The organism is Paenibacillus caui (assembly GCF_019904135.1).
GTDB classification, from domain to species: domain Bacteria; phylum Bacillota; class Bacilli; order Paenibacillales; family Paenibacillaceae; genus Fontibacillus; species Fontibacillus caui.
Window position 1 is genome coordinate 120,071 of the sequence record NZ_JAIOGQ010000005.1, and the last position, 20,506, is coordinate 140,576.

The following is a 20,506-nucleotide window of genomic DNA, read 5'->3' on the forward strand; positions in this document are numbered from 1 at the left end:
CAGCAGCTTGATAGTATCTTCCGTTTGCTGCACACACGCAAGGCCGGTAATGAGGGGGGAGAGAAAGATGAACGGAGTGAATGAGAAGAGAACGCGTCTGGAACTGCTCATGAAGCAGACGGAAATATCCGCGGGGCTGATAGACCCGTATTTCCTTGACGGCTATATCGAACAGGTCATTGTCAGCCGGAGCAACAAGGAATGGAAAATTGTCATTCGCAAAGATACGCTCGTACCTGCCCAGATCTACCGGACGTTTTGTCTTCAGATCAGGGAACGGATGGAGCATATTGCCCGGATTTCTTTTGAATTCCGCTACAGCTCTGCCATTACGACCCATTCGGTTGTCGAGGAATATTGGAGGCTCTTTCTGGAATGGGTACAGCGCGAAATTCCGTCGGTAAACGGCTGGATGACCCGGGCGTTATTTGAAATCGAAGGGGACCTTGTGACGGTTGTCCTTAGTGACGCCATGTCGCTGGAACTCGCACGCAAAAAGGCAATCGACCGGGCCATCGCAACCTTTTACGAAAGGTACTTCGGCTTGTCGCTAAGAGTGAAGCTGCAGACCGGAGAGAACAGCGCAGAAGCGTTTGAAGAATTCCAGCAGCGCATCGTGGAGGAGAACCGGGAAGTCATCCAGCAGCTTATGGAGAGCATCGAAGCGGAAGCTTCAGCTCAGGAAGTGGGCGGCGAGGAAGAAGTGAAACTTCAGGTCGGCTATGAGATTAAGGATCAGCCCGTTCCGCTGCATGATATTCAGGACGAAGAGAAAAAAGTGACCATCCAGGGCACGATCTTTGGACTGGAGAGCAAGGAGCTTCGCAACGGCAGTACGCTGTTCACCTTTTATTTGACCGACTTTTCCGATTCGCTGCAGATGAAGATGTTTGCAAAGAACAAGGAAGATCTGAAAATCATGAGCAAGCTGGCAAACGGCAAATGGGTCAAAGCCCGGGGACGGGTTGAATATGACCGGTTTATGCAGGTTCCCGAGCTGGCCATGATCCCGTCGGATCTGTCTGAAGTAAGCGCGCCGCCTGCCCGAAAGGACGGGGCATCCGAGAAACGCGTGGAATTTCATCTGCACACAACGATGAGCACGATGGACGCCGTAACGCCGATCGATCAATATGTGAAGACGGCCGCCAAATGGGGCCATAAAGCGATAGCGGTGACCGATCATGGCGGTGTGCAAAGTTTTCCGGACGCTGCCAAGGCGGCGAAGAAAAACGGGATTAAAATGATTTACGGGGTTGAAGCCAACGTCGTGAACGATGATGTGGCCGTTGTGCTTGAACCGAAGCCGCTAGAGCTGAAAACAGCTACATACATTGTTTTTGATATCGAGACAACCGGCTTGTCGGTGACCCAGAACAAAATTATCGAAATTGCAGCCGTTAAAATGGTTGAAGGCAAAGAGATCGACCGGTATTCGACGTTTGTAAATCCCCATGAGCGGATTCCTTATCATATTCAGCAGCTGACCAATATCAACGATGAAATGGTTGCGGATGCGCCGGAGGTAGAGCCGGTTCTGCGAGAATTTGTGGACTTTGCCGGGGACGGCGTGCTGGTAGCGCATAACGCGAGATTTGACGTCGGGTTCGTGAACGCCAAGCTGAAGGAACTGGGTATGGAGCCGATGCGAAATCCGGTGCTCGATACCCTGGAGCTGGCGAGACTGCTTCATCCGAAGCTTAAAAATCACCGTCTGAATACACTGGCCGCCAAATACAAAGTTTCGCTAGAGAACCATCACCGCGCGATTGACGATACGATAGCGCTTGGCCATATTTTAAATCATTTGCTGATCGATACCGAGCAACTGCAGGGCATTACGATGCTTGACCGTTTGAATGACCATGTCGGCAAAGACTTGTCCAATGTACGTCCGTTCCATTGCGGCATTTACGCCCTGAATCAGACCGGGAAGAAAAATTTGTTCAAGCTGGTATCCATGTCGCACACCGGTTATTTCAACAGGGTGCCTACGATCCCGAAATCTTTGCTCAGCGACATGCGCGATGGGCTGCTCGTAATTTCCGGCTGCGAGAAAGGCGAATTTTTTGAAACGGTACTGAATAAATCGCTCGAGGAAGCGGAAGCGGTCGCCGAGTATTACGACGTGCTGGAAATTCAGCCGCTCACGATGTACATGCACCTGGTGGACAAGGGGCTGGTTGGAAGCGTGGATGAGCTTAAGACAGCCATTCGCAAAGTGTGCGATATCGGCCGCAAGCTGGACAAGCCCGTGATCGCGTCCGGAAACGTGCATTATCTCGAGCCGCGTGAAAAGCTGTTCCGCGATATTACGATTCACGGCATCACCGGCTTCAGTCCACTCAAGGATATCCGCAAGCCGGATGCCCATTTCCGGACAACCGATGAGATGCTGGAGGAATTTGCTTTCCTCGGCAAGGAAAAAGCGTTGGAGGTGGTCGTGACGAATACCTCGGCGCTGGCCGACCGGTTTGAGGAGATCCAGCTGTTTCCGGACAAACTGTTTACCCCGATTATCGACGGCGCGGATGAGGAAATCCGGGAGACCTGCTACCAAACCGCAAAATCGATTTATGGAGAAGAGCTGCCGGAGGTTGTCGTAGCAAGGCTTGAAAAAGAATTGGAGCCGATCATCAAATACGGCTTCTCCGCGAACTATCTTATTTCCGAACGTCTGGTTAAGAAATCCAACCAGGACGGGTATTTGGTAGGCTCCCGGGGTTCCGTCGGTTCTTCCGTTGTCGCGACGTTTCTTGGCATATCGGAGGTAAATCCGCTTCCTGCCCATTACCTGTGCCGGAATTCCGAATGCCGCTACAGCGAGTGGTTTCTGGACGGCAGCGTGCCGAGCGGATTTGATTTGCCGGACAAGGATTGCCCGCACTGCGGTCAAAAGCTCAAAGGAGAAGGACAGGATATACCGTTTGAAACGTTCCTGGGCTTTAAAGGCGACAAGGTTCCCGATATCGATTTGAACTTTTCTGGAGAATACCAGCCGGAAGCCCATAATTTTACGAAGGTGATGTTTGGAGAAAAAAACGTGTTTCGCGCAGGTACAATCGGTACGGTTGCGGAGAAAACCGCATTCGGCTTTGCCAAGAAGTATGAAGAGGAGCACAGCAAGAAATGGCGGGGAGCCGAGCTGAACCGCCTTGCCACAGGCTGTACGGGGGTAAAGCGAAGCACCGGACAGCATCCGGGCGGGATCGTGGTCGTTCCGAATTATATGGAAGTGGACGATATAACGCCGGTTCAGTACCCGGCCGACGATACAAGCTCCGAATGGAAGACGACTCATTTTGATTATCACGCCTTCGACGCGAACCTGCTCAAGCTTGATATTCTGGGACACGATGATCCGACGATGATGCGTATGCTGCAGGATCTGACGGAAGTCGATCCAACGACGATTCCGATGAACGACCAGAAAGTGATGAGCATGTTCAATTCCACGGAAGCGCTCGGCGTAGCGCCGCAGCAGATTCGGACTCCGGTTGCCACGTACGGCATTCCGGAAATGGGTACGAAATTCGTACGGCAAATGCTTGTGGAATCGCAGCCTTCCTCTTTTGCCGATTTGCTGCAGATTTCCGGCCTGTCCCACGGGACCGGCGTTTGGCTCGGCAATGCGCAGGAACTAATCAAGAACGGAACGTGCAACATCAAAACCGTGATCGGCTGCCGCGACGATATTATGCTGTATTTGATTTATAAAGCGGGGATGGATGCAGGCCTTGCCTTTAAAATTACGGAGAGCGTTCGTAAGGGCAAGGGGCTGACGCCGGAATGGATCGAGGAAATGAAGAAATGCAAGGTCCCTCAGTGGTATATCGATTCCTGCCTGAAGATTCAGTACATGTTCCCGAAGGCGCATGCGGCGGCTTATGTCATTTCCGCGGTGCGCACGGCCTTTTTCAAGTTATATTATCCGATCCAGTATTATGCGACCTACTTCTCGGTTCGCGGCGAGGATTTCGACATCGAGCTGTTCTGCCAGGGATATGATGCGATCTATCGCAAAATTGAAGAAATTGAGCAGAAGGGCTTCCAGGCGCTGCCTAAAGAGAAGAGCATGCTGCCGATTCTGGAGATGGCGCTCGAAATGACAGCCCGGGGCTTCCATTTCAAGACGATTGATCTTTACCGGTCCGATGCAACCCGGTTTACGGTGGACGGGGACGGGCTTATTCCGCCGTTTTCGGCGCTGGCCGGCATTGGCGACAATGCGGCGCGGAATATTGCCGCAGCCAAAGAGCAGGGCGAGTTTCTGTCGATAGAGGACTTTCAGCAGAAATCAAAGGCAAGCAAAACCGTAGTCGAGCTGCTTAATCAGCTGGGCTGCTTCAGAGGGCTGCCGGAAAGCAACCAGCTTTCCCTTTTCTGATCCCGGGATGTCCCGAAAGGTCGGAAGCAGGCTGGCGAAAGGCTTTCCCAAGCCTTCCAGGTCAAGGTCATTCACTTGTCACTACCACCGGATTATGTTATACTTTTTATGGCAATCATGAAGATAGAACCGTTGTTTAAAGAGTGGGGAAACCCACTCTTTACTCTTTGGTATATAGGAATTTTGATGGTATGGAGGTATGAAAGCTTGAGCACACCGAAGATCAAAGCGGCTGTGGAAGACATGATTCAGCCTTACTTGGCAGACAATGGCTTTGAACTGGTAGATATCGAATATGTGAAGGAAGGCAGCAACTGGTTTCTTCGCGTATTTGTGGACAAGGAAGGCGGCATCGACATCGACGATTGCGGCCGGATCAGTGAAGTACTCAGCGAGAAGCTGGACAAGGACGATCCGATTCCATCGGCTTATTTTCTGGAGGTGTCTTCACCGGGCGCGGAACGTCCGCTTAAAAAGGCCGAAGACGTCAGAAAGGCTGTCGGCAAGGACGTGTTTGTGACTACCTACGAACCCGTTGACGGCCAGAAGGAGTTTGAGGGACGGCTTCTATCGTTTGAACAGGATGAACTGCTGATTCAAACCGGCAAGAAGCAGTACGCCATCCCGTACGCCAAGGTCGCCAGCGCCAGACTGGCTATTATTTTTTAAGAGGCGCCTTAAGACTTAAAGAGGGATATTTTGAAAGGGGGAGCTTGAGGCAAATGAGTATGGAGTTTATTGAGGCCTTGAATGAATTGGAAAGGGAAAAAGGAATCAGCAAGGATATTCTGTTTGAGGCCATTGAAGCCGCGCTGATTTCGAGCTACAAGCGGAATTTTAATACCGCGCAGAATGTGCGTGTAGATATGAACCGCAATACGGGGGGCATTAAAGTATTTGCCCGCAAGCTGGTTGTTGAAGAGGTGCTGGATCCGCGCACGGAGATTTCCTTGCCGGCTGCACGCGAAATCAACCCGGGCTTCCAGATCGATGATGTTGCGGAGATCGAAGTGACTCCGCGCGATTTTGGACGCATTGCCGCCCAAACGGCCAAGCAGGTTGTCACGCAGCGTATTCGCGAGGCGGAACGTGGACTGATCTATAACGCTTTTGTTGATAAGGAAGAAGATATTGTAACCGGCATTGTACAGCGCCAGGACTTGCGCAACATTTATGTCGACCTCGGTAAAGTAGAGGCTCATCTGCCACTGAACGAGCTAATGCCTAATGAGAAGTTCAAGCATAATGACCGGATCAAGGCTTTTATCACGAAAGTGGAGAATACGACCAAAGGGCCGCAGATTTTGCTGTCCAGAAGCCATCCGGGCCTGCTGAAACGGTTGTTTGAGCTTGAGGTTCCGGAAATCTATGACGGCGTGGTAGAGATTCGTTCCGTAGCCCGCGAAGCGGGATTCCGTTCCAAGATTGCGGTGTACTCCCGCAACCCTGAAGTGGATCCGGTAGGCTCCTGCGTGGGTCCAAAGGGACAGCGCGTGCAGACGATCGTTAACGAGCTTCGCGGCGAGAAAATTGATATCGTGCGCTATTCCGAACAGGTTGAAGAATATGTGGCAAACGCGCTCAGCCCTTCCAAGGTTTTGGAGGTTCAGGTGTTTGAAGCCGAGAAGATGGCGCGTGTCATTGTGCCTGATTATCAGCTTTCGCTAGCCATCGGCATCAAAGGTCAAAATGCCCGCCTGGCAGCAAAGCTGACCGGCTGGAAAATTGATATCAAGAGCGAGACCCAGGCGGAAGAGGAATTCGGCAGACCGATTACAGAGGCCGAAGAAATGCATCAGGATTCCATCACTATCGACTGATTTTACCTTTGGCGGGGGGCATGGTTATGAAAACAAGAAAGATACCGCTGCGCAAATGCGTTGCTTGTCAGGAAATGAAGCCGAAGAAACAGCTGATTCGCGTCGTAAAGACGCCTGAAGACGTGATCATGATCGACCTGACCGGCAAGAAGTCGGGACGGGGCGCGTACTTGTGCGGCACTGAAGCCTGCTTCAAGTTGGCTCATAAGAACCGTTCGCTCGACCGGGCGCTGAAGTCGCCCGTTGGAGCGGAGATTTACGAGCAGCTTGCCCGCGATTTCGTGGCCGCTCAAGATGAGTTTATCGCCTCCCAGAGTGTGAGCGAAGATGATGAATAAAGCGTTGTCGCAGCTCGGTCTCGCAATGCGTGCAGGCAAAGTTGTTACAGGGGATGAAATCGTCCTGAAGACGATTCGTTCGTCTGAAGCGAAGCTGGTGCTTGTAGCTGGCGATGCTTCACTCAATACACGAAAGAAATTCCGCGATAAATGCGGAACTTATCAAGTTCCTTTGCTGATCGGATTTGATCGGGAGAGCCTTGGGGCCAGCGTAGGGAAGCCGGAAAGGGTGGTGCTTGCGCTGACGGATCAAGGATTCGCAAATATGTTGCGTAAAACCGTGAGTAATACGTCGGAGGTGGAGTATATTGAGTAAACAAGATAAACTGAGAGTGTACGAATATGCCAAGTCGCTGAATATGAGCAGTAAAGAAATTATTACGATTTTAAAACGCCTTGGTGTGCCGGTGAATAATCATATGAGCGTCATGGAGAATGATGCGGTCGGCAAGGTAGAACAATTCTTTAAGGATATCAAGAACAGCGCCGCTGCCAAACGCGAAGGATCCGCCGCATCCGGCGAGGCCAAGGCGGCAGTCTCTTCGGCGAGGGAAGAAGGGAAGGCCGCAAAGGCATCCACAGCTGTGAAGAATGAGAACAACAAGGCAATCAAAACCAACAGCAACAACAAAAATCAAACGGAAAAGCAGGTAAGCATGAATAATAAAACACAAAATCATTCAAAAGGCGCCGCATTGGCGACGCAAGAACGCAAAAGTCAGCATAACTCGAACAACGGCAGTCAGCAGGCGGGTGGAGGCAGACCTTCCGCTCCACGCGGCGAACGCGCCGGTTCATCCCGGGCTCAAGGCAGCCAGAACAGCCGGCCCGCACAAGGCGGGCAGAACAATGCCCGCTCCCAGGAAGGAAGAGGAGCCCGTCCATCCCATGGAGGAGGTCAAGGAGCGCCTCGCTCGCAGCAAAATCAGCCAAACCGCGGCGGCGAAGGGCAGAACCGTTCCGGGCAAAAAAGCGATGATGATAACCGCAGACAACGGCGCGGGAACGGCGGAAATAACGGCCGTCCGGGTCAAAAGCGCTTTGACGACAATAGACAAGGGAACTTCCGTGGCAATAACCGCGGCGGGAAAGGTGGTCGCGGAGGCAAGGGCCAGCCGCAGGAACGCCGTGAGAAGATTGACAACACGCCGAAGAAAATTATTGTCCGCGGTGAAATGACCGTTGGCGAAACAGCCAAACTGCTTCACAAGGATGCTTCCGAGGTTATCAAGAAGCTCATCCTGATGGGAGTTATGGCGACAATCAACCAGGAGCTTGATCTGGATACCATTCAACTGCTCGCCGGCGATTACGGTGTTGAAGTCGAAATCAAGATTCCGGTTGAGGAAGACCGTTTTGAAACGATTGAAGAAAACGACGATCCGGCCGATCTGAAAGAGCGTCCGCCGGTTGTGACCATCATGGGACACGTTGACCACGGGAAAACGACGCTGCTGGACACGATCCGCTCCACAAACGTAACGAGCGGCGAAGCTGGCGGAATTACCCAGCACATCGGCGCTTATCAGGTTGAAATCAACAATAAGAAGATTACGTTCCTGGATACTCCAGGTCACGAAGCGTTCACCGCCATGCGTGCCCGCGGAGCGCAGGTTACGGACATTACGATTATCGTGGTTGCGGCCGATGACGGCGTCATGCCGCAAACGGTAGAGGCTATTAACCATGCCAAGGCGGCAGGCCTTCCGATTATCGTTGCCGTGAACAAAATTGACAAGCCAGGTGCAAATCCGGATAAAGTCAAGCAGGAGCTGACCGAATACGAGCTTGTTCCGGAAGAATGGGGCGGAGATACGATCTTTGTCAATGTATCCGCGAAGCAGAAGATCGGCATCGAGGATCTGCTTGAAATGATTCTTCTTGTGTCCGAAGTGAACGAATATAAAGCGAATCCGAGTAAACGCGCTCGCGGTACGGTTATTGAAGCCGAGCTGGATAAAGGCCGCGGACCTGTTGCCCGAATTCTCGTGCAGCACGGCACCCTCAAAGTTGGCGACGCTTTTGTGGCAGGCAACTGCTTTGGCCGTGTTCGCGCCATGGTTAATGACAAAGGCCGCCGCTTAAAGGAAGCAGGTCCATCCACACCGGTAGAAATTACGGGGCTTACGGAAGTACCGGGTGCAGGCGATCCGTTTATGATGTTTGAAGATGAGCGCAAGGCTCGTTCCATTGCCGAGAAACGCTCCATCACCCAGCGTCAGTCCGAGCTCAGCAGCAATACGCGCGTAACGCTGGATGATCTGTTTAACGCCATCAAGGAAGGCGAGATCAAGGATCTGAATGTCATTATCAAAGGCGATGTTCAGGGCTCCGTCGAAGCGCTCAAGGGTTCCCTTTCCAAGATTGAGGTGGAAGGCGTCCGCGTTAAAATCATTCACAGCGGAGCAGGTGCCATCACGGAATCCGATATTATTCTGGCCGCGGCTTCCAACGCGATTGTGATCGGCTTTAACGTTCGTCCGGATTCCCAGGCGAAGCAAACGGCCGAGCAGGAGAAAGTGGACATCCGCCTTCACCGCGTCATCTACAACGTCATCGAAGAGATCGAACAGGCGATGAAGGGAATGCTGGATCCGGAGTACAAGGAAAGTGTGATCGGCCATGCGGAAGTGCGCAACACCTTCAAGATCAGCAAGGTGGGCACGATTGCCGGATGTATGGTTACATCGGGCAAAATTACCCGCTCGGCGGAAGCGCGCCTGATCCGCGACGGTATTGTCATTTTTGAAGGCAAGATCGATTCCTTGAAACGCTTCAAGGATGATGCCAAAGAAGTGGCGCAAGGCTACGAATGCGGCATCACGCTCGACAATTACAACGACCTCAAGGAAGGCGATGTCATTGAAGCGTTCGTGATGGAGACGGTTGAACGTTAAGATCATGCAAGGCAAGGCATAACCCGTACCGGCATGTCTTCATCTGATTTACAAAGATCTGCGGTTGAATCCGCCTTGACAAGCATCGGCCCCTTGCATCTTCGGCCGGTGCTTTCAGGATAGATAAAGAGGTGTTATTAATGGCAAACAATCGACCAGGACGTGTCGGAGAGCAGATCAAGAAAGAGCTTAGCCTTCTGATTCAAAATGAACTGAAGGACCCGCGAATCGGGTTTGTTACCGTTACCGGTGTGGACGTAACGAACGATTTGTCCCAGGCCAAAGTCTATTTGAGCGTATTCGGCAGTGATGAAGAGAAGAATGCGTCTCTGAAAGGGATTGAAAGAGCAAGCGGATTTCTGCGCAGCGAGCTTGGCAAGGCGATCCGGCTGCGTCATACACCCGAGCTGATTTTCAAGTTCGATGAATCCATCTCTTATGGCAGCCACATCGAGAAGCTGCTCGGTGAAATTTCGAAAAATGATCAAAAGTGAACAAAAGGAGACGGCTATGCAAATTAGCGAACAGGAGCTTCAGAGTGCTGTGGATTTTATCAAAGAGCACGACGATTTTCTAATCGTTTCGCATGTACAGCCGGACGGAGATGCAGTCAGCTCTACCCTCGCGGTGGGCTGGCTTCTCTCATGTCTGGGCAAAAAATACGCAATGGTCAACGAAGGACCGATCCCGCGCAGAATGTCTTATTTGTGGCATGCGGACAAAATCGTCGATTTGTCCAAAGAGTCCCTTCCTCATACCTATAAACATGTAATATGCGTGGATTGCGCGGATTTCAAGCGGGTAGGAACGACCAGGGAGTATTTTGACGGGGATGCCCTGCTGCTCAATATTGATCATCATCCGACCAATGACGGCTATGGCTCCGTAAATCTGATCGTTCCGGATGCGGCAGCGACAGCGGAAATCCTGTTCGATGTTCTCGAATGTGCAGGAGTGGAGCTGGACAAGGACGCAGCCACCGCAATCTATACCGGCATACTGACCGATACCGGCGGCTTCCGGTATTCGAATACATCTCCCAAGGTGATGTCAATTGCCTCCAGGCTGCTGGAATACGGCGTCGACGGCCCTTGGCTGTCCGAGCAATTACTGGAACAGATGACATATCCTCAGCTGCGCATTCTAACCAAAGCGCTGAACAAGCTGGAGTGTACAGAAGACGGAAAAATCAGCTGGGTAAGCATTACGGACGAAGATTTGGCCGAAGCCGGCGCCATTCATGAGGATCTGGAAGGCATCGTGAATTATCCGCGGAATATTTCAGGCGTCGAAGTAGGGATGCTTTTTAAGGTCATTAACGGAAATGCGGTAAAAGTCAGCATGCGCTCGGCGGGCAAAGTCAATGTGGCCGCGGTAGCCCAGAGCTTCGGAGGCGGAGGTCATGTGCGCGCGGCAGGGGCTCGGCTTGAGGGGACGCTAAGTGAAGTTGTGGCGGCGGTTGTAGAGCGGGTGAAGCAGGAGCTATGATGGCGTATGAAGGCATTCTGCCTGTTCTGAAGCCGGCTGGTTTCACCTCGCACGACGTTGTCGCCAAAGTCCGGGGAATACTGAAAATGAAACGCATCGGCCATACGGGAACGCTGGATCCCCAGGTAACCGGCGTTCTGCCGCTTTGCCTGGGCCGGGCCACCCGAATGGTTGAATACTTGCAGGAATTGCCCAAGGAGTATGAGGCTACGCTTGTTCTCGGTATCGCAACGGATACGGAGGATTTAACCGGCACCGTGACGGAACGGAGCGAGGGCGTCACCGTGACAAAGCAGCAGATCTGCGAGGCGCTGAGCCGTTTCCACGGAACCATTTCCCAGATTCCGCCCATGTATTCCGCGCTGAAGCAGGATGGCAAGCGTCTCTACGAGCTGGCTCGGCAGGGCAAAACGGTAGAGCGGAAAGCCAGGGAAGTGACCATACATGAGCTTGAGCTGACCGCGTTTAAGCCGGAAGGGCCTTTCCCTGAAATTTCTTTTCGCGTCCTATGCTCAAAAGGAACTTATATCCGTACCCTATGCGTCGACATTGGACGCGCGCTCGGCGTCCCTGCAGCGATGTCGGTTTTGAGACGGACGATGTCCGCCGGAATTCCGGTTTCCCGCTGTTTGACATTTGAAGAGATTGCGGAGCGCGCGAAGGACGGAAGTTTGGCATCCTGCCTCATTCCGGTTGATGAAGCCGTTGCCCATCTGCCGGCTGCCGAAGTGGCGGGCGAGAAGGCAAGGGCCGCTCTGCAGGGTCAAAGACTGTCCCCTTCTGTCGTACATCCTCTTCCAAATCGGGAGGAGATTATCAGGCTGTATGATCCGGAAGGGCGGTTTCTCGGGATATACGAGCGGGAAGAAGGGTCGGGCGCTATTGCTCCGGTCAAGGTTTTTGCTCAAAATGAACAATAACAAGGCGGGCTGTTCAAGGGCCAGCCATTCTCCGCAAAGTCGGCCGTTTAAGGGATGGCCGGCTGTTTGCCGGGGCAACTAACGGAAATTGCAGGTGAGTGGTGTATGAAAACTGTAAATTTATCTTATCCGTTATCGGATGACGTGGCGAGAGCATATGCCGCCCCCCAGGTGCTTGCTCTCGGCCAGTTTGACGGGCTGCATTTGGGACACGCCAGCGTGATCGAGACCGCCGTCTCTGTCGCGAGGCGCGCAGGACTGCCAGCTTCCGTCATGACCTTTTATCCGCATCCCAAGGAAGTGATGAAGAAAGGGGATTACGACGGGTATTTGACTCCTCCTGAAGAGAAAGAGCGGCTGCTTGGGGAAATGGGGATTGAATATTTATACGTCGTCCAATTTAACGAAGCATTTTCCCGGGTAAGTCCCCACAATTTTGTGGCCGGCATGCTTCTTCCGCTTGGGATCCATACGGCGGTCGTCGGTTTCGACTTCCGCTTTGGCTATATGGGAGAAGGCAACGTAGATATGCTGCGCGAGCTTGGCGAAGGCAAAATGGATGTGTTCGCCGTTCCTCCCTTCCTGATCGAAGAGGAGAAGGTAAGCAGCTCGGGGATTCGCAAATGGCTGCATGAAGGACGCGTTGACCTTGCCAGGAACTGGCTTGGCAGGCCATATGTGCTGAGAGGCAGCATTGCCCATGGCGAGAAACGGGGCCGGCAGATCGGCTTCCCGACGGCAAACGTGGAGCTTTCGGAGCATTTCGTTCTACCCGCCAAAGGCGTTTACGCCGTTAAGGCGCAGCTTCAGGGGGAAGCCGGCTGGATGCCTGGTGTGATGAACATTGGTGTGAAGCCAACGTTTCACGAAGGTGTGACGAAACCCTCTCTGGAGGTGCATTTGCTCGATTTTAGCGGCGATATTTATGACCGTGAGCTTACGATTCAGTTTGTGTCTTACATTCGCCCGGAACGCAAATTTTCTTCCATTGATGAACTGATTGCCCAAATATCCCGGGATACCGATACAGCCAGAAATCGGCTTCTTTAATTTTTCGGCTTCTTAATCGAGATAGCAAGTTTACTTTTTATAAGTTAGTATGATATACTATTCAGAGTGTTCCTAGGAACATCTGGTAACCTTGGCTTGGTTGTTCGCTCTCACCGGCGGCTACGAGGCCAATGGCGATTATAATGAAGGAGGTGAACAGGATGGCATTGTCCCAAGAACGTAAAAGTCAACTGATCGAAGAGCACAAAACTCATGAATCCGATACCGGGTCCCCAGAGGTGCAAATTGCTATCCTTTCGGAGAACATTACCAATTTGACAGATCACTTGCGTACCCACAAGAAAGACCATCATTCCCGCCGTGGTTTGCTCAAAATGGTTGGTCAACGTCGTAAGCTTCTTGCTTACTTGAAGAACAAAGACGTTAAGCGTTACAGCGCTTTGATTGCAAAGCTCGGTCTGCGTCGTTAATTTGTAACTCCTACCGAAAGCAGCCTGGTTGCCGCCGGATCCGCTTGTTTGAAAAGCGAACGGCGGAAATCGGGTTGCTTTTTAGTGTAAGAATGAATTGTACTTCAGCGGCAGGAAATAATGGTATAGAACCGAATATAGAATGTATCCTTTAAAGGAGGGATTTCATGGAGAAGCAAGTGAAAATGCAGCTTGGAGGAAGACCTCTTGTGCTGGAAACCGGCCGTCTGGCCAAACAGGCCAACGCGGCAGTGATGGTAAGGTATGGCGAAACGGCGGTATTGTGCACAGTAACCGCTTCGGCAGAGCCTAAAGATCTGGATTTTTTCCCGCTGACGGTCAATTATGAAGAGAAATTGTACGCAGTAGGCAAAATCCCCGGCGGATTCATCAAACGTGAAGGTCGTCCCAGCGAGAAAGCGATTCTCGCCAGCCGTCTGACGGACCGCCCGATTCGTCCGCTTTTTCCGGAAGGGTTCCGAAATGATGTGCAAATTGTTAACCTCGTGATGAGCGTGGATCAGGACTGTGAGCCGGAAATTGCGGCCATGATCGGTACTTCCGCGGCGCTCAGCATTTCCGATGTTCCATTTAACGGACCAATTGGCGGCGTTGCCGTTGGACGCGTGAACGGCGAATTTGTCATTAATCCGGATGTTGCCCAGCAGGAAGCAAGCGATTTGTATCTGGTTGTGGCGGGAACGAAAGATGCGATCATGATGGTTGAAGCGGAAGCGAACGAAGTTCCTGAAGAAGTGATGCTCGAAGCAATTATGTTCGGACATGATGAAATCAAGAATATCGTAGCCACGATTGAAGAACTCGTTCAGGTAGCTGGCAAAGAGAAGATGGAAGTGAAGCTTCACACCGTTAATCCTGAGGTCAACCGCGCGGTTCGCGAATTTGCTGCAGAACGCTTGATCGAGGCCGTGAAAATTGCGGAGAAGCATGCGCGCCAGGATGCGATCGATGCGATCAATGACGATGCCGTTACTTTCTTTGAGCAAGAGTACATAGAGTCTCCTGAGCTCTTGGATGACGTCAAAGAAGTACTGCACGATATTGTCAAGGAAGAAGTGCGCCGCCTGATTACGCACGATAAAGTACGTCCGGACGGACGTAAATTGAACGAAATTCGTCCGATCGAATGCGATATCAATTTGCTCCCTCGTACACATGGTTCCGGTTTGTTTACCCGCGGCCAGACTCAGGCCCTCAGCGTTTGTACCCTGGGCGCACTTGGGGATGTACAAATTCTCGACGGTATCGATCTGGAAGAAACCAAGCGTTTCATGCATCATTACAACTTCCCGCCGTTCAGCGTAGGCGAAGCTCGTCCGCTGCGCGCTCCGGGACGCCGCGAAATCGGTCATGGCGCTTTGGGCGAACGAGCATTGTCCAAGGTTATTCCGTCTGAAACCGAGTTCCCGTACACGATCCGCCTTGTATCGGAAGTGCTGGAATCCAACGGTTCCACTTCGCAGGCAAGTATTTGCGCAAGTACGCTTGCCATGATGGATGCGGGTGTGCCGATCAAAGCGCCGGTAGCCGGTGTGGCGATGGGGCTCATCAAGGACAAGCATCATGTATCCATTCTGACAGATATTCAGGGGATGGAAGATCACCTGGGCGACATGGACTTTAAAGTAGCCGGAACCCGCGAGGGCGTAACGGCCATCCAGATGGATATCAAGATTGACGGTATCGACCGCCAAATTTTGACCGATGCTTTGGAGCAGGCCAAAGAAGGCAGAATGTTCATTTTGTCCAAAATGATGGAAGTGATCGACAAGCCGAAGGAGAACCTTTCCCCGTATGCGCCTAAAATTTTGGTTATGCAGATCAATCCGGACAAGATCCGCGACGTGATCGGGGCGGGGGGCAAAATCATCAACAAGATTATCGAGGATACCGGCGTAAAGATCGACATCGAGCAGGACGGCCGCGTGTTTATTGCTTCCTCGAATCCTGAAATGAACGAGAAGGCGCGCTCCATTATCGAAGGGATCGTCAAAGAAGTTGTCGTTGGCGAAATTTATACGGGTACCGTGAAACGGATCGAGAAATTCGGCGCGTTTGTAGAAGTGCTGCCAGGCAAGGACGGTCTGGTTCACATTTCCCAGTTGTCTACGGAACGTGTAGGCAAAGTGGAAGATGTCGTTGCGATTGGTGATGTCATTACGGTGAAAGTGACTGAAATCGATCAGCAGGGCCGCATCAACCTTTCGCGCAAAGCGGTTCTGACCGCCGAAACCGTGAAGCAGGACTAACCCTATATAATCGATCTAAGATGAATAACCGTAAGGCGTAAAAGAGGCAGAACGAAGATTCTGGCTCTTTTTTAATCTTTTGCTAGATGCGTCTCTTTGTATTTCTCCAAAATGGCATCCTCTCTTTCACTCATAAACGGGGCTTTTCCTACATAAAAATGGGACATACCGGGTGAAAGGGAGAATGATCCGTGAGAAGGAATAGAACGAAAGCGGTGATCATCCTGGCAGGAATAAGTACGGTGCTTCTGCTTGGAGAATGGAGCGGCGTAACTGAATTTGTTCAAAGCGGCGAGCTGTCCCGCCAGGAAACGCGGTCAGTCACAGCATTAAGCGGCAATATCGGAGCGGAAGGGGACAACAATCTGCTGGATGAGATCAAAAGACAGGCGGACAAGCTGAATGAGAAACCGGTGGACGCCGTAATCGACAGAGTCTGGAAAGCGATACCCGGCTACAATGGCCGGGAAGTTGATGTGGAAGCGACTTATTTGAAGACGATGGAGATGCGGCAAAAATCGAAAACGAACCCGGAGCAAGTTCCGATTGCTTACGTCTACCGGGAAACGAAACCGGCAAGATCCCTCAAGGATCTTGGACCACAGCCGATTTACCGCGGCAATCCGCATAAACAAATGGCGGCCATTATGATCAATGTGGCCTGGGGCAACGAGTACATAGAACCGATGCTGGATACGCTGGATGAGGAAGGAGTCAAAGCTACCTTTTTCCTCGATGGAAGCTGGCTAAAGAAATACCCCGAAGTGGCCAAGGAAATCCAGAAAAGAGGCCATCAGTTGGAGAACCATGCCTATTCCCACCCTAATATGAGCCGGCTCGGCACCGAACGGGCAACGCTTGAAATTTCAAAAACGAAGCAGCTTCTCAAGGATACGCTTGGTGTGGACAATACCTGGTTTGCTCCGCCTTCCGGTGATTTCAATCAGCGAACTGTGGAAATTGCCGCAAGCCAGGGGCTTAAGACCGTGCTATGGACAGTCGATACGGTGGACTGGAAAAACCCCGACCCCTCTTCGGTCGTCGCCAAAATTGCCCAAAAGGCAGGGCCGGGATCGCTCATTCTCATGCATCCTACCGCCTCTTCCAAGCAAGCGCTTAAAGGGATTATCCAGGCTCTGAAGCAAAAAGGGCTAAAGGTCGGAACAGTGGAAGAAACGCTTTCCCAGGGCAGGGTCGATATCGACAGTTGAGGACGTTGCCTTTTTTTGATAATATCAGTAAGACTCGGAGCAAAAGCGGGCACAGATCTGTCTTGGCTTCGTCTAAAGCCATAATCAAGTAATTTTAAAGAGATTGCCGTAATGACAAAAACGGCATGGTACTCTAGGAGGTCCTTTCGTGATTAGAACGCAGCTGAAAAATGGCCTGAGGATCGTAATGGAGAAGATACCGACCTTCCGTTCCGTTTCCTTCGGCATTTGGGTAAAAACAGGCTCACGCAACGAGAAGATGGAAGAGAACGGGATCTCTCATTTTATCGAGCATATGCTGTTCAAAGGAACGGAGCGATTTACGGCCAAAGAAATTGCCGAACAGTTTGATGCAATCGGCGGCAATGTCAATGCTTTTACCTCAAAGGAATATACCTGCTATTATGCCAAGGTGCTGGATGAGCATCTGGAGATTACGATGGATATTCTTGCCGATATGTTCTTTCGTTCCAAGTTTGAAGAAGAAGAGCTGCACAAGGAGAAAAATGTAATTCTCGAAGAAATTTCGATGTACGAGGATACGCCTGATGATATGGTGCATGATCTGCTCGCGGAGGCAGCTTACGGCAGCCATCCTCTGGCCTATCCGATTCTGGGGACTGAAGAGCGGCTGCAGACTATGGATTCCGCAAAGCTTCACAGCTACATGAAGGAGCACTATACCCTGCCCAATACGGTCATCAGCATTGCAGGAAACTTTGATGATGGAATATTGGAACTGCTTGAGCGCTACTTTGGCGAGTTTGAGCTGACAGGGAACGAACAGCAGCTGGCGGCGCCGGAATTTGCAGGGGATCTTCGTTTTTACCGTAAAAAAACGGAGCAGAATCACATCTGCATGACGTTTCCGGGACTGCGAACGGGCGACGAGAAGCAGTATGCGATGGTTCTATTGAACAATGCGCTTGGCGGAGGTATGAGTTCGAGGCTGTTCCAGGAAATCCGCGAGAAGCGAGGCCTTGCGTATTCCGTCTATTCTTACCACAGTTCTTTTGCCGATAGCGGATTGTTCACCGTATATGCGGGTACGGCCCCCAAGCAGACAAAAGAGGTTCTGGAGCTGACGCAGGAGCTGCTGTTTGAGGTCAGAGAGAAGGGACTGACCGAAAGCGAGCTGCGCAAGGGCAAGGAACAGCTGAAGGGAAGCTTGATTCTGGGTTCCGAAAGCACGGGCAGCCGGATGAACCGTCTTGGCAAAAACGAGCTTATGCTGGGCAAACACTACAGCCTTGACGAGATAACAAGCCGTATTGAAGCGGTTCAAATGGAAGATATCGAAGATGTGCTTTCCCGCATGTTCCAGAAGCCGTATGCGCTGGCTATGGTTGGATCTTCGGATCGGGCAATATCAGGATTAAGGAGAGATGAACTTGTCGTATCTGGTACAAATTAACCGCCTGCCGGGCAATGAGGATATTGAGCTTCCGCGCAAAATGTCCGAGCTTGCCTCCGGCTTTGATCTTTATGCCGCCGTTGAGGAAGAGGTCGTACTCATGCCCGGTGAGCGAAAATTGATTCCGACCGGCTTTGCGATTGCCATGCCGGCGGGACTCGAGGCGCAAATCCGGCCGCGGAGCGGGCTTGCGTTCAAGTTCGGCATTACCTGCCTGAACACGCCGGGAACGATCGATGCCGATTATCGCGGCGAGATCAAGGTGCTGCTCATTAATTTGGGGCAGGAGCCGTTCGCTATCAAGCGGAACGAGCGGATTGCCCAAATGGTGTTCCAGATTGTTCCCGAAGTTGAACTTAAGCAGGTGGACCGTTTGAGCGAAACCGTACGCGGCGCAGGCGGATTTGGACATACCGGCCGTCATTAACCGAATAAAGCGGAGCTATAAGCCCGTACACGCTTTACTGAACTGAACGGTTCTTGGCGTGTGCGGGCTTTTCCTTATACCCAAATACGAAAGGCGCTGTTTTTCCGGGGCGTTTCACCCCTTCACAAACACCTGCATAAGATGACTCTATAAAAGTTTGTTTTGAAGGGAGTGACATCCTATAATGCTAACCGGACTGACGATTGTATTTCTGGGTGGGGACGCACGGCATCTGGAAATCATCGGAAAGTGTACGGAAATGGATGCAACAGTGAAAGTTGCAGGTTACGATCAGTTAAAGCAGCCGCTCCCGGGGGTGTCACAGGAAAAACTGACGTCCGACTTGCTGGGGGAAGCGGATGTTTTGATTTTGCCTGTCGTTGGCTGTGATGAAAATGGCGTAGTAAGTACGTCGTTCTCTGAAGATAAGCTGGTTCTGCGGGAGGAACATGTCGCGGCGCTTCCCAAGCATGCACTGATCTACACGGGTTTGGCAAAGCCTTACCTGATTAAACTGTGCGAAAAGTACAATTTGAAGCTAAATCAGGTGCTTGACCGGGATGAAGTGGCTATTTACAATTCCATACCGTCCGCAGAAGGCGCGTTAATGATCGCGATGCAGAATACGGATATCACCATTCATGGATCATCCTGCTCCGTTCTTGGCATGGGCAGAACCGGCTTTACAATGGCAAAAACTCTGCAGGGCATTGGAGCGCATGTCAGGGTGGGCGTAAGGCGCAAGGATCATTTTGCAAGGGCTGAGGAGATGGGCTGGAAGCCTTTCCTGACAACGGATTTGGCCGATGAGGTGAGCGGCATTGACTTGATTTTTAACACAATTCCGACTATGATTATCACAGCGCAAGTCATATCTAAATTATCCCCGAAGGCGGTCATTGTCGACCTTGCTTCTGCACCTGGCGGTACGGATTTCCGTTTCGCCGAAAAGCGTGGAATCAAGGCAATACTGGCGCCCGGTTTACCCGGAATTGTCGCTCCCAGAACGGCTGGAATGATCATGGCAAATTGTATTTGTCAGTCGGTGCTTGAGGAGTTTAAGACACGGGGGGATGAACAGTGAATTTTGAAGGTAAAACCGTTGGCTACGCGTTGACAGGGTCTCACTGCACGCTTGAAGAGGTAATTGGGCAAATCCAGCGCTTTGTGGACGCCGGCGCTAACGTCATTCCGATAGCTTCGCAATCGGTAATGACTACAGATACGAGATTTGGCAAATCGGAAGAATGGCAAAATCAGTTGAAAGAAATAACAGGGAATGATATTATTTCTTCAATTGTAGATGCAGAACCGCTTGGGCCTTCCGGCAAGTTGAATGTACTTGTCGTTGCCCCCTGCACTGGCAATACGACAAGCAAGCTGGCGAACGCGATGACAGACGGTCCTGTACTGATGGCTGCCAAAGCGATGCTTCGAAACCATAAGCCCGTCGTGCTTGCGATTTCGACGAACGATGGACTTGGGCTGAATGCCGCTAATATCGCCAAACTTCTTGTGGCCAAGAACATTTATTTTGTGCCTTTCGGACAGGACAATCCGGTCGGTAAGCCGAATTCGCTGGTTGCCGATATGAACCTGATTCCTGAAGCCTGCTATGCCGCACTAGAGGGCAAACAGCTTCAGCCGCTCATTGTTCAGCGCGTCCATTGAGGCTGAGATTATAGAGCAGTAATAGCTTTTTTTATTCTATAAGTCATTGCCACGTGTTGTTCTTGACGATCCGGATCAGCAATCTTATCCGCTATGCTCCTTAAGGGAGCCGCTTGGAACGCCGTTCAAATAGCCGAACAGATCGTTGCCCAATTCATAGTTCACTCATTAAACGTGACCGG

General features: G+C 51.6%; 17 protein-coding genes. All 17 read left to right on the top strand.

The window, feature by feature from the left end:
• Positions 1-67: 67 nt before the first annotated feature.
• The 17 genes from K7397_RS04835 to K7397_RS04915 all read left to right on the top strand — a co-directional run bounded on the left by K7397_RS04835 (position 68) and on the right by K7397_RS04915 (position 20,324).
• Positions 68-4,387 (top strand): PolC-type DNA polymerase III, encoded by a 4,320-nt coding sequence (locus tag K7397_RS04835; RefSeq protein WP_223066808.1) that lies wholly within the window; start codon positions 68-70, stop codon positions 4,385-4,387.
• 207 nt (positions 4,388-4,594) lie between these two features.
• A complete protein-coding gene (gene rimP / locus K7397_RS04840) occupies positions 4,595-5,056 on the top strand; it encodes a ribosome maturation factor RimP (RefSeq protein WP_223066809.1) in 462 nt (153 codons plus the stop codon).
• Between the two features lie 53 nt (positions 5,057-5,109).
• Positions 5,110-6,207: a transcription termination factor NusA gene (nusA, locus tag K7397_RS04845; protein ID WP_223066810.1), complete on the top strand. Its 1,098-nt coding sequence runs from the start codon at positions 5,110-5,112 to the stop codon at positions 6,205-6,207.
• A 26-nt stretch (positions 6,208-6,233) separates the two neighbouring features.
• The gene (gene rnpM, locus K7397_RS04850) at positions 6,234-6,545 is read left to right on the top strand and encodes an RNase P modulator RnpM (RefSeq protein WP_223066811.1); all 312 of its coding nucleotides are present in this window, start codon (positions 6,234-6,236) and stop codon (positions 6,543-6,545) included.
• On the top strand, positions 6,538-6,861 hold the full coding sequence (locus K7397_RS04855; protein WP_223066852.1) for a L7Ae/L30e/S12e/Gadd45 family ribosomal protein: 324 nt from the start codon (positions 6,538-6,540) through the stop codon (positions 6,859-6,861). Before rnpM ends, K7397_RS04855 begins: the two co-directional genes overlap by 8 nt.
• Positions 6,854-9,442 carry a translation initiation factor IF-2 gene (infB, locus tag K7397_RS04860; RefSeq protein ID WP_223066812.1) on the top strand — a complete coding sequence of 863 codons (2,589 nt, stop codon included), beginning with the start codon at positions 6,854-6,856 and terminating at the stop codon, positions 9,440-9,442. The genes K7397_RS04855 and infB overlap by 8 nt, the downstream gene beginning before the upstream one ends.
• 140 nt (positions 9,443-9,582) lie before the next feature.
• The gene (gene rbfA / locus K7397_RS04865) at positions 9,583-9,936 is read left to right on the top strand and encodes a 30S ribosome-binding factor RbfA (RefSeq protein WP_223066813.1); all 354 of its coding nucleotides are present in this window, start codon (positions 9,583-9,585) and stop codon (positions 9,934-9,936) included.
• A 16-nt stretch (positions 9,937-9,952) separates the two neighbouring features.
• Positions 9,953-10,930: a DHH family phosphoesterase gene (locus K7397_RS04870; protein WP_223066814.1), complete on the top strand. Its 978-nt coding sequence runs from the start codon at positions 9,953-9,955 to the stop codon at positions 10,928-10,930.
• Positions 10,927-11,850 (top strand): tRNA pseudouridine(55) synthase TruB, encoded by a 924-nt coding sequence (gene truB, locus K7397_RS04875; protein ID WP_223066815.1) that lies wholly within the window; start codon positions 10,927-10,929, stop codon positions 11,848-11,850. The genes K7397_RS04870 and truB overlap by 4 nt, the downstream gene beginning before the upstream one ends.
• A gap of 105 nt (positions 11,851-11,955) precedes the next feature.
• Positions 11,956-12,900: a bifunctional riboflavin kinase/FAD synthetase gene (locus K7397_RS04880; protein ID WP_223066816.1), complete on the top strand. Its 945-nt coding sequence runs from the start codon at positions 11,956-11,958 to the stop codon at positions 12,898-12,900.
• Between the two features lie 161 nt (positions 12,901-13,061).
• On the top strand, positions 13,062-13,331 hold the full coding sequence (gene rpsO, locus K7397_RS04885; RefSeq protein ID WP_223066817.1) for a 30S ribosomal protein S15: 270 nt from the start codon (positions 13,062-13,064) through the stop codon (positions 13,329-13,331).
• 167 nt (positions 13,332-13,498) lie between these two features.
• A complete protein-coding gene (pnp, locus tag K7397_RS04890) occupies positions 13,499-15,601 on the top strand; it encodes a polyribonucleotide nucleotidyltransferase (protein ID WP_223066818.1) in 2,103 nt (700 codons plus the stop codon).
• Between the two features lie 191 nt (positions 15,602-15,792).
• On the top strand, positions 15,793-16,812 hold the full coding sequence (locus tag K7397_RS04895) for a polysaccharide deacetylase family protein (protein ID WP_223066819.1): 1,020 nt from the start codon (positions 15,793-15,795) through the stop codon (positions 16,810-16,812).
• Positions 16,813-16,960: 148 nt separating this feature from the next.
• Positions 16,961-18,226 carry a M16 family metallopeptidase gene (locus K7397_RS04900; RefSeq protein WP_223066820.1) on the top strand — a complete coding sequence of 422 codons (1,266 nt, stop codon included), beginning with the start codon at positions 16,961-16,963 and terminating at the stop codon, positions 18,224-18,226.
• Entirely contained in the window at positions 18,198-18,653 is a 456-nt protein-coding gene (gene dut / locus K7397_RS04905; protein WP_223066821.1) for a dUTP diphosphatase, read from the top strand. The genes K7397_RS04900 and dut overlap by 29 nt, the downstream gene beginning before the upstream one ends.
• Positions 18,654-18,837: 184 nt before the next feature.
• The gene (gene dpsA, locus K7397_RS04910) at positions 18,838-19,737 is read left to right on the top strand and encodes a dipicolinate synthase subunit DpsA (protein ID WP_223066822.1); all 900 of its coding nucleotides are present in this window, start codon (positions 18,838-18,840) and stop codon (positions 19,735-19,737) included.
• Positions 19,734-20,324 carry a dipicolinate synthase subunit B gene (locus K7397_RS04915; RefSeq protein ID WP_223066823.1) on the top strand — a complete coding sequence of 197 codons (591 nt, stop codon included), beginning with the start codon at positions 19,734-19,736 and terminating at the stop codon, positions 20,322-20,324. The genes dpsA and K7397_RS04915 overlap by 4 nt, the downstream gene beginning before the upstream one ends.
• Positions 20,325-20,506 lie beyond the last annotated feature (182 nt).

Coding starts and splice junctions, on each gene's coding strand:
- truB (WP_223066815.1), top strand. CDS start 10,927: ATGATGGCGTATGAAGGCATTCTGCCTGTTCTGAAGCCGGCTGGTTTC.
- K7397_RS04855 (WP_223066852.1), top strand. CDS start 6,538: ATGAATAAAGCGTTGTCGCAGCTCGGTCTCGCAATGCGTGCAGGCAAA.
- nusA (WP_223066810.1), top strand. CDS start 5,110: ATGAGTATGGAGTTTATTGAGGCCTTGAATGAATTGGAAAGGGAAAAA.
- K7397_RS04880 (WP_223066816.1), top strand. CDS start 11,956: ATGAAAACTGTAAATTTATCTTATCCGTTATCGGATGACGTGGCGAGA.
- dpsA (WP_223066822.1), top strand. CDS start 18,838: ATGCTAACCGGACTGACGATTGTATTTCTGGGTGGGGACGCACGGCAT.
- rnpM (WP_223066811.1), top strand. CDS start 6,234: ATGAAAACAAGAAAGATACCGCTGCGCAAATGCGTTGCTTGTCAGGAA.
- K7397_RS04835 (WP_223066808.1), top strand. CDS start 68: ATGAACGGAGTGAATGAGAAGAGAACGCGTCTGGAACTGCTCATGAAG.
- dut (WP_223066821.1), top strand. CDS start 18,198: ATGAACTTGTCGTATCTGGTACAAATTAACCGCCTGCCGGGCAATGAG.
- K7397_RS04870 (WP_223066814.1), top strand. CDS start 9,953: ATGCAAATTAGCGAACAGGAGCTTCAGAGTGCTGTGGATTTTATCAAA.
- rpsO (WP_223066817.1), top strand. CDS start 13,062: ATGGCATTGTCCCAAGAACGTAAAAGTCAACTGATCGAAGAGCACAAA.
- rbfA (WP_223066813.1), top strand. CDS start 9,583: ATGGCAAACAATCGACCAGGACGTGTCGGAGAGCAGATCAAGAAAGAG.
- pnp (WP_223066818.1), top strand. CDS start 13,499: ATGGAGAAGCAAGTGAAAATGCAGCTTGGAGGAAGACCTCTTGTGCTG.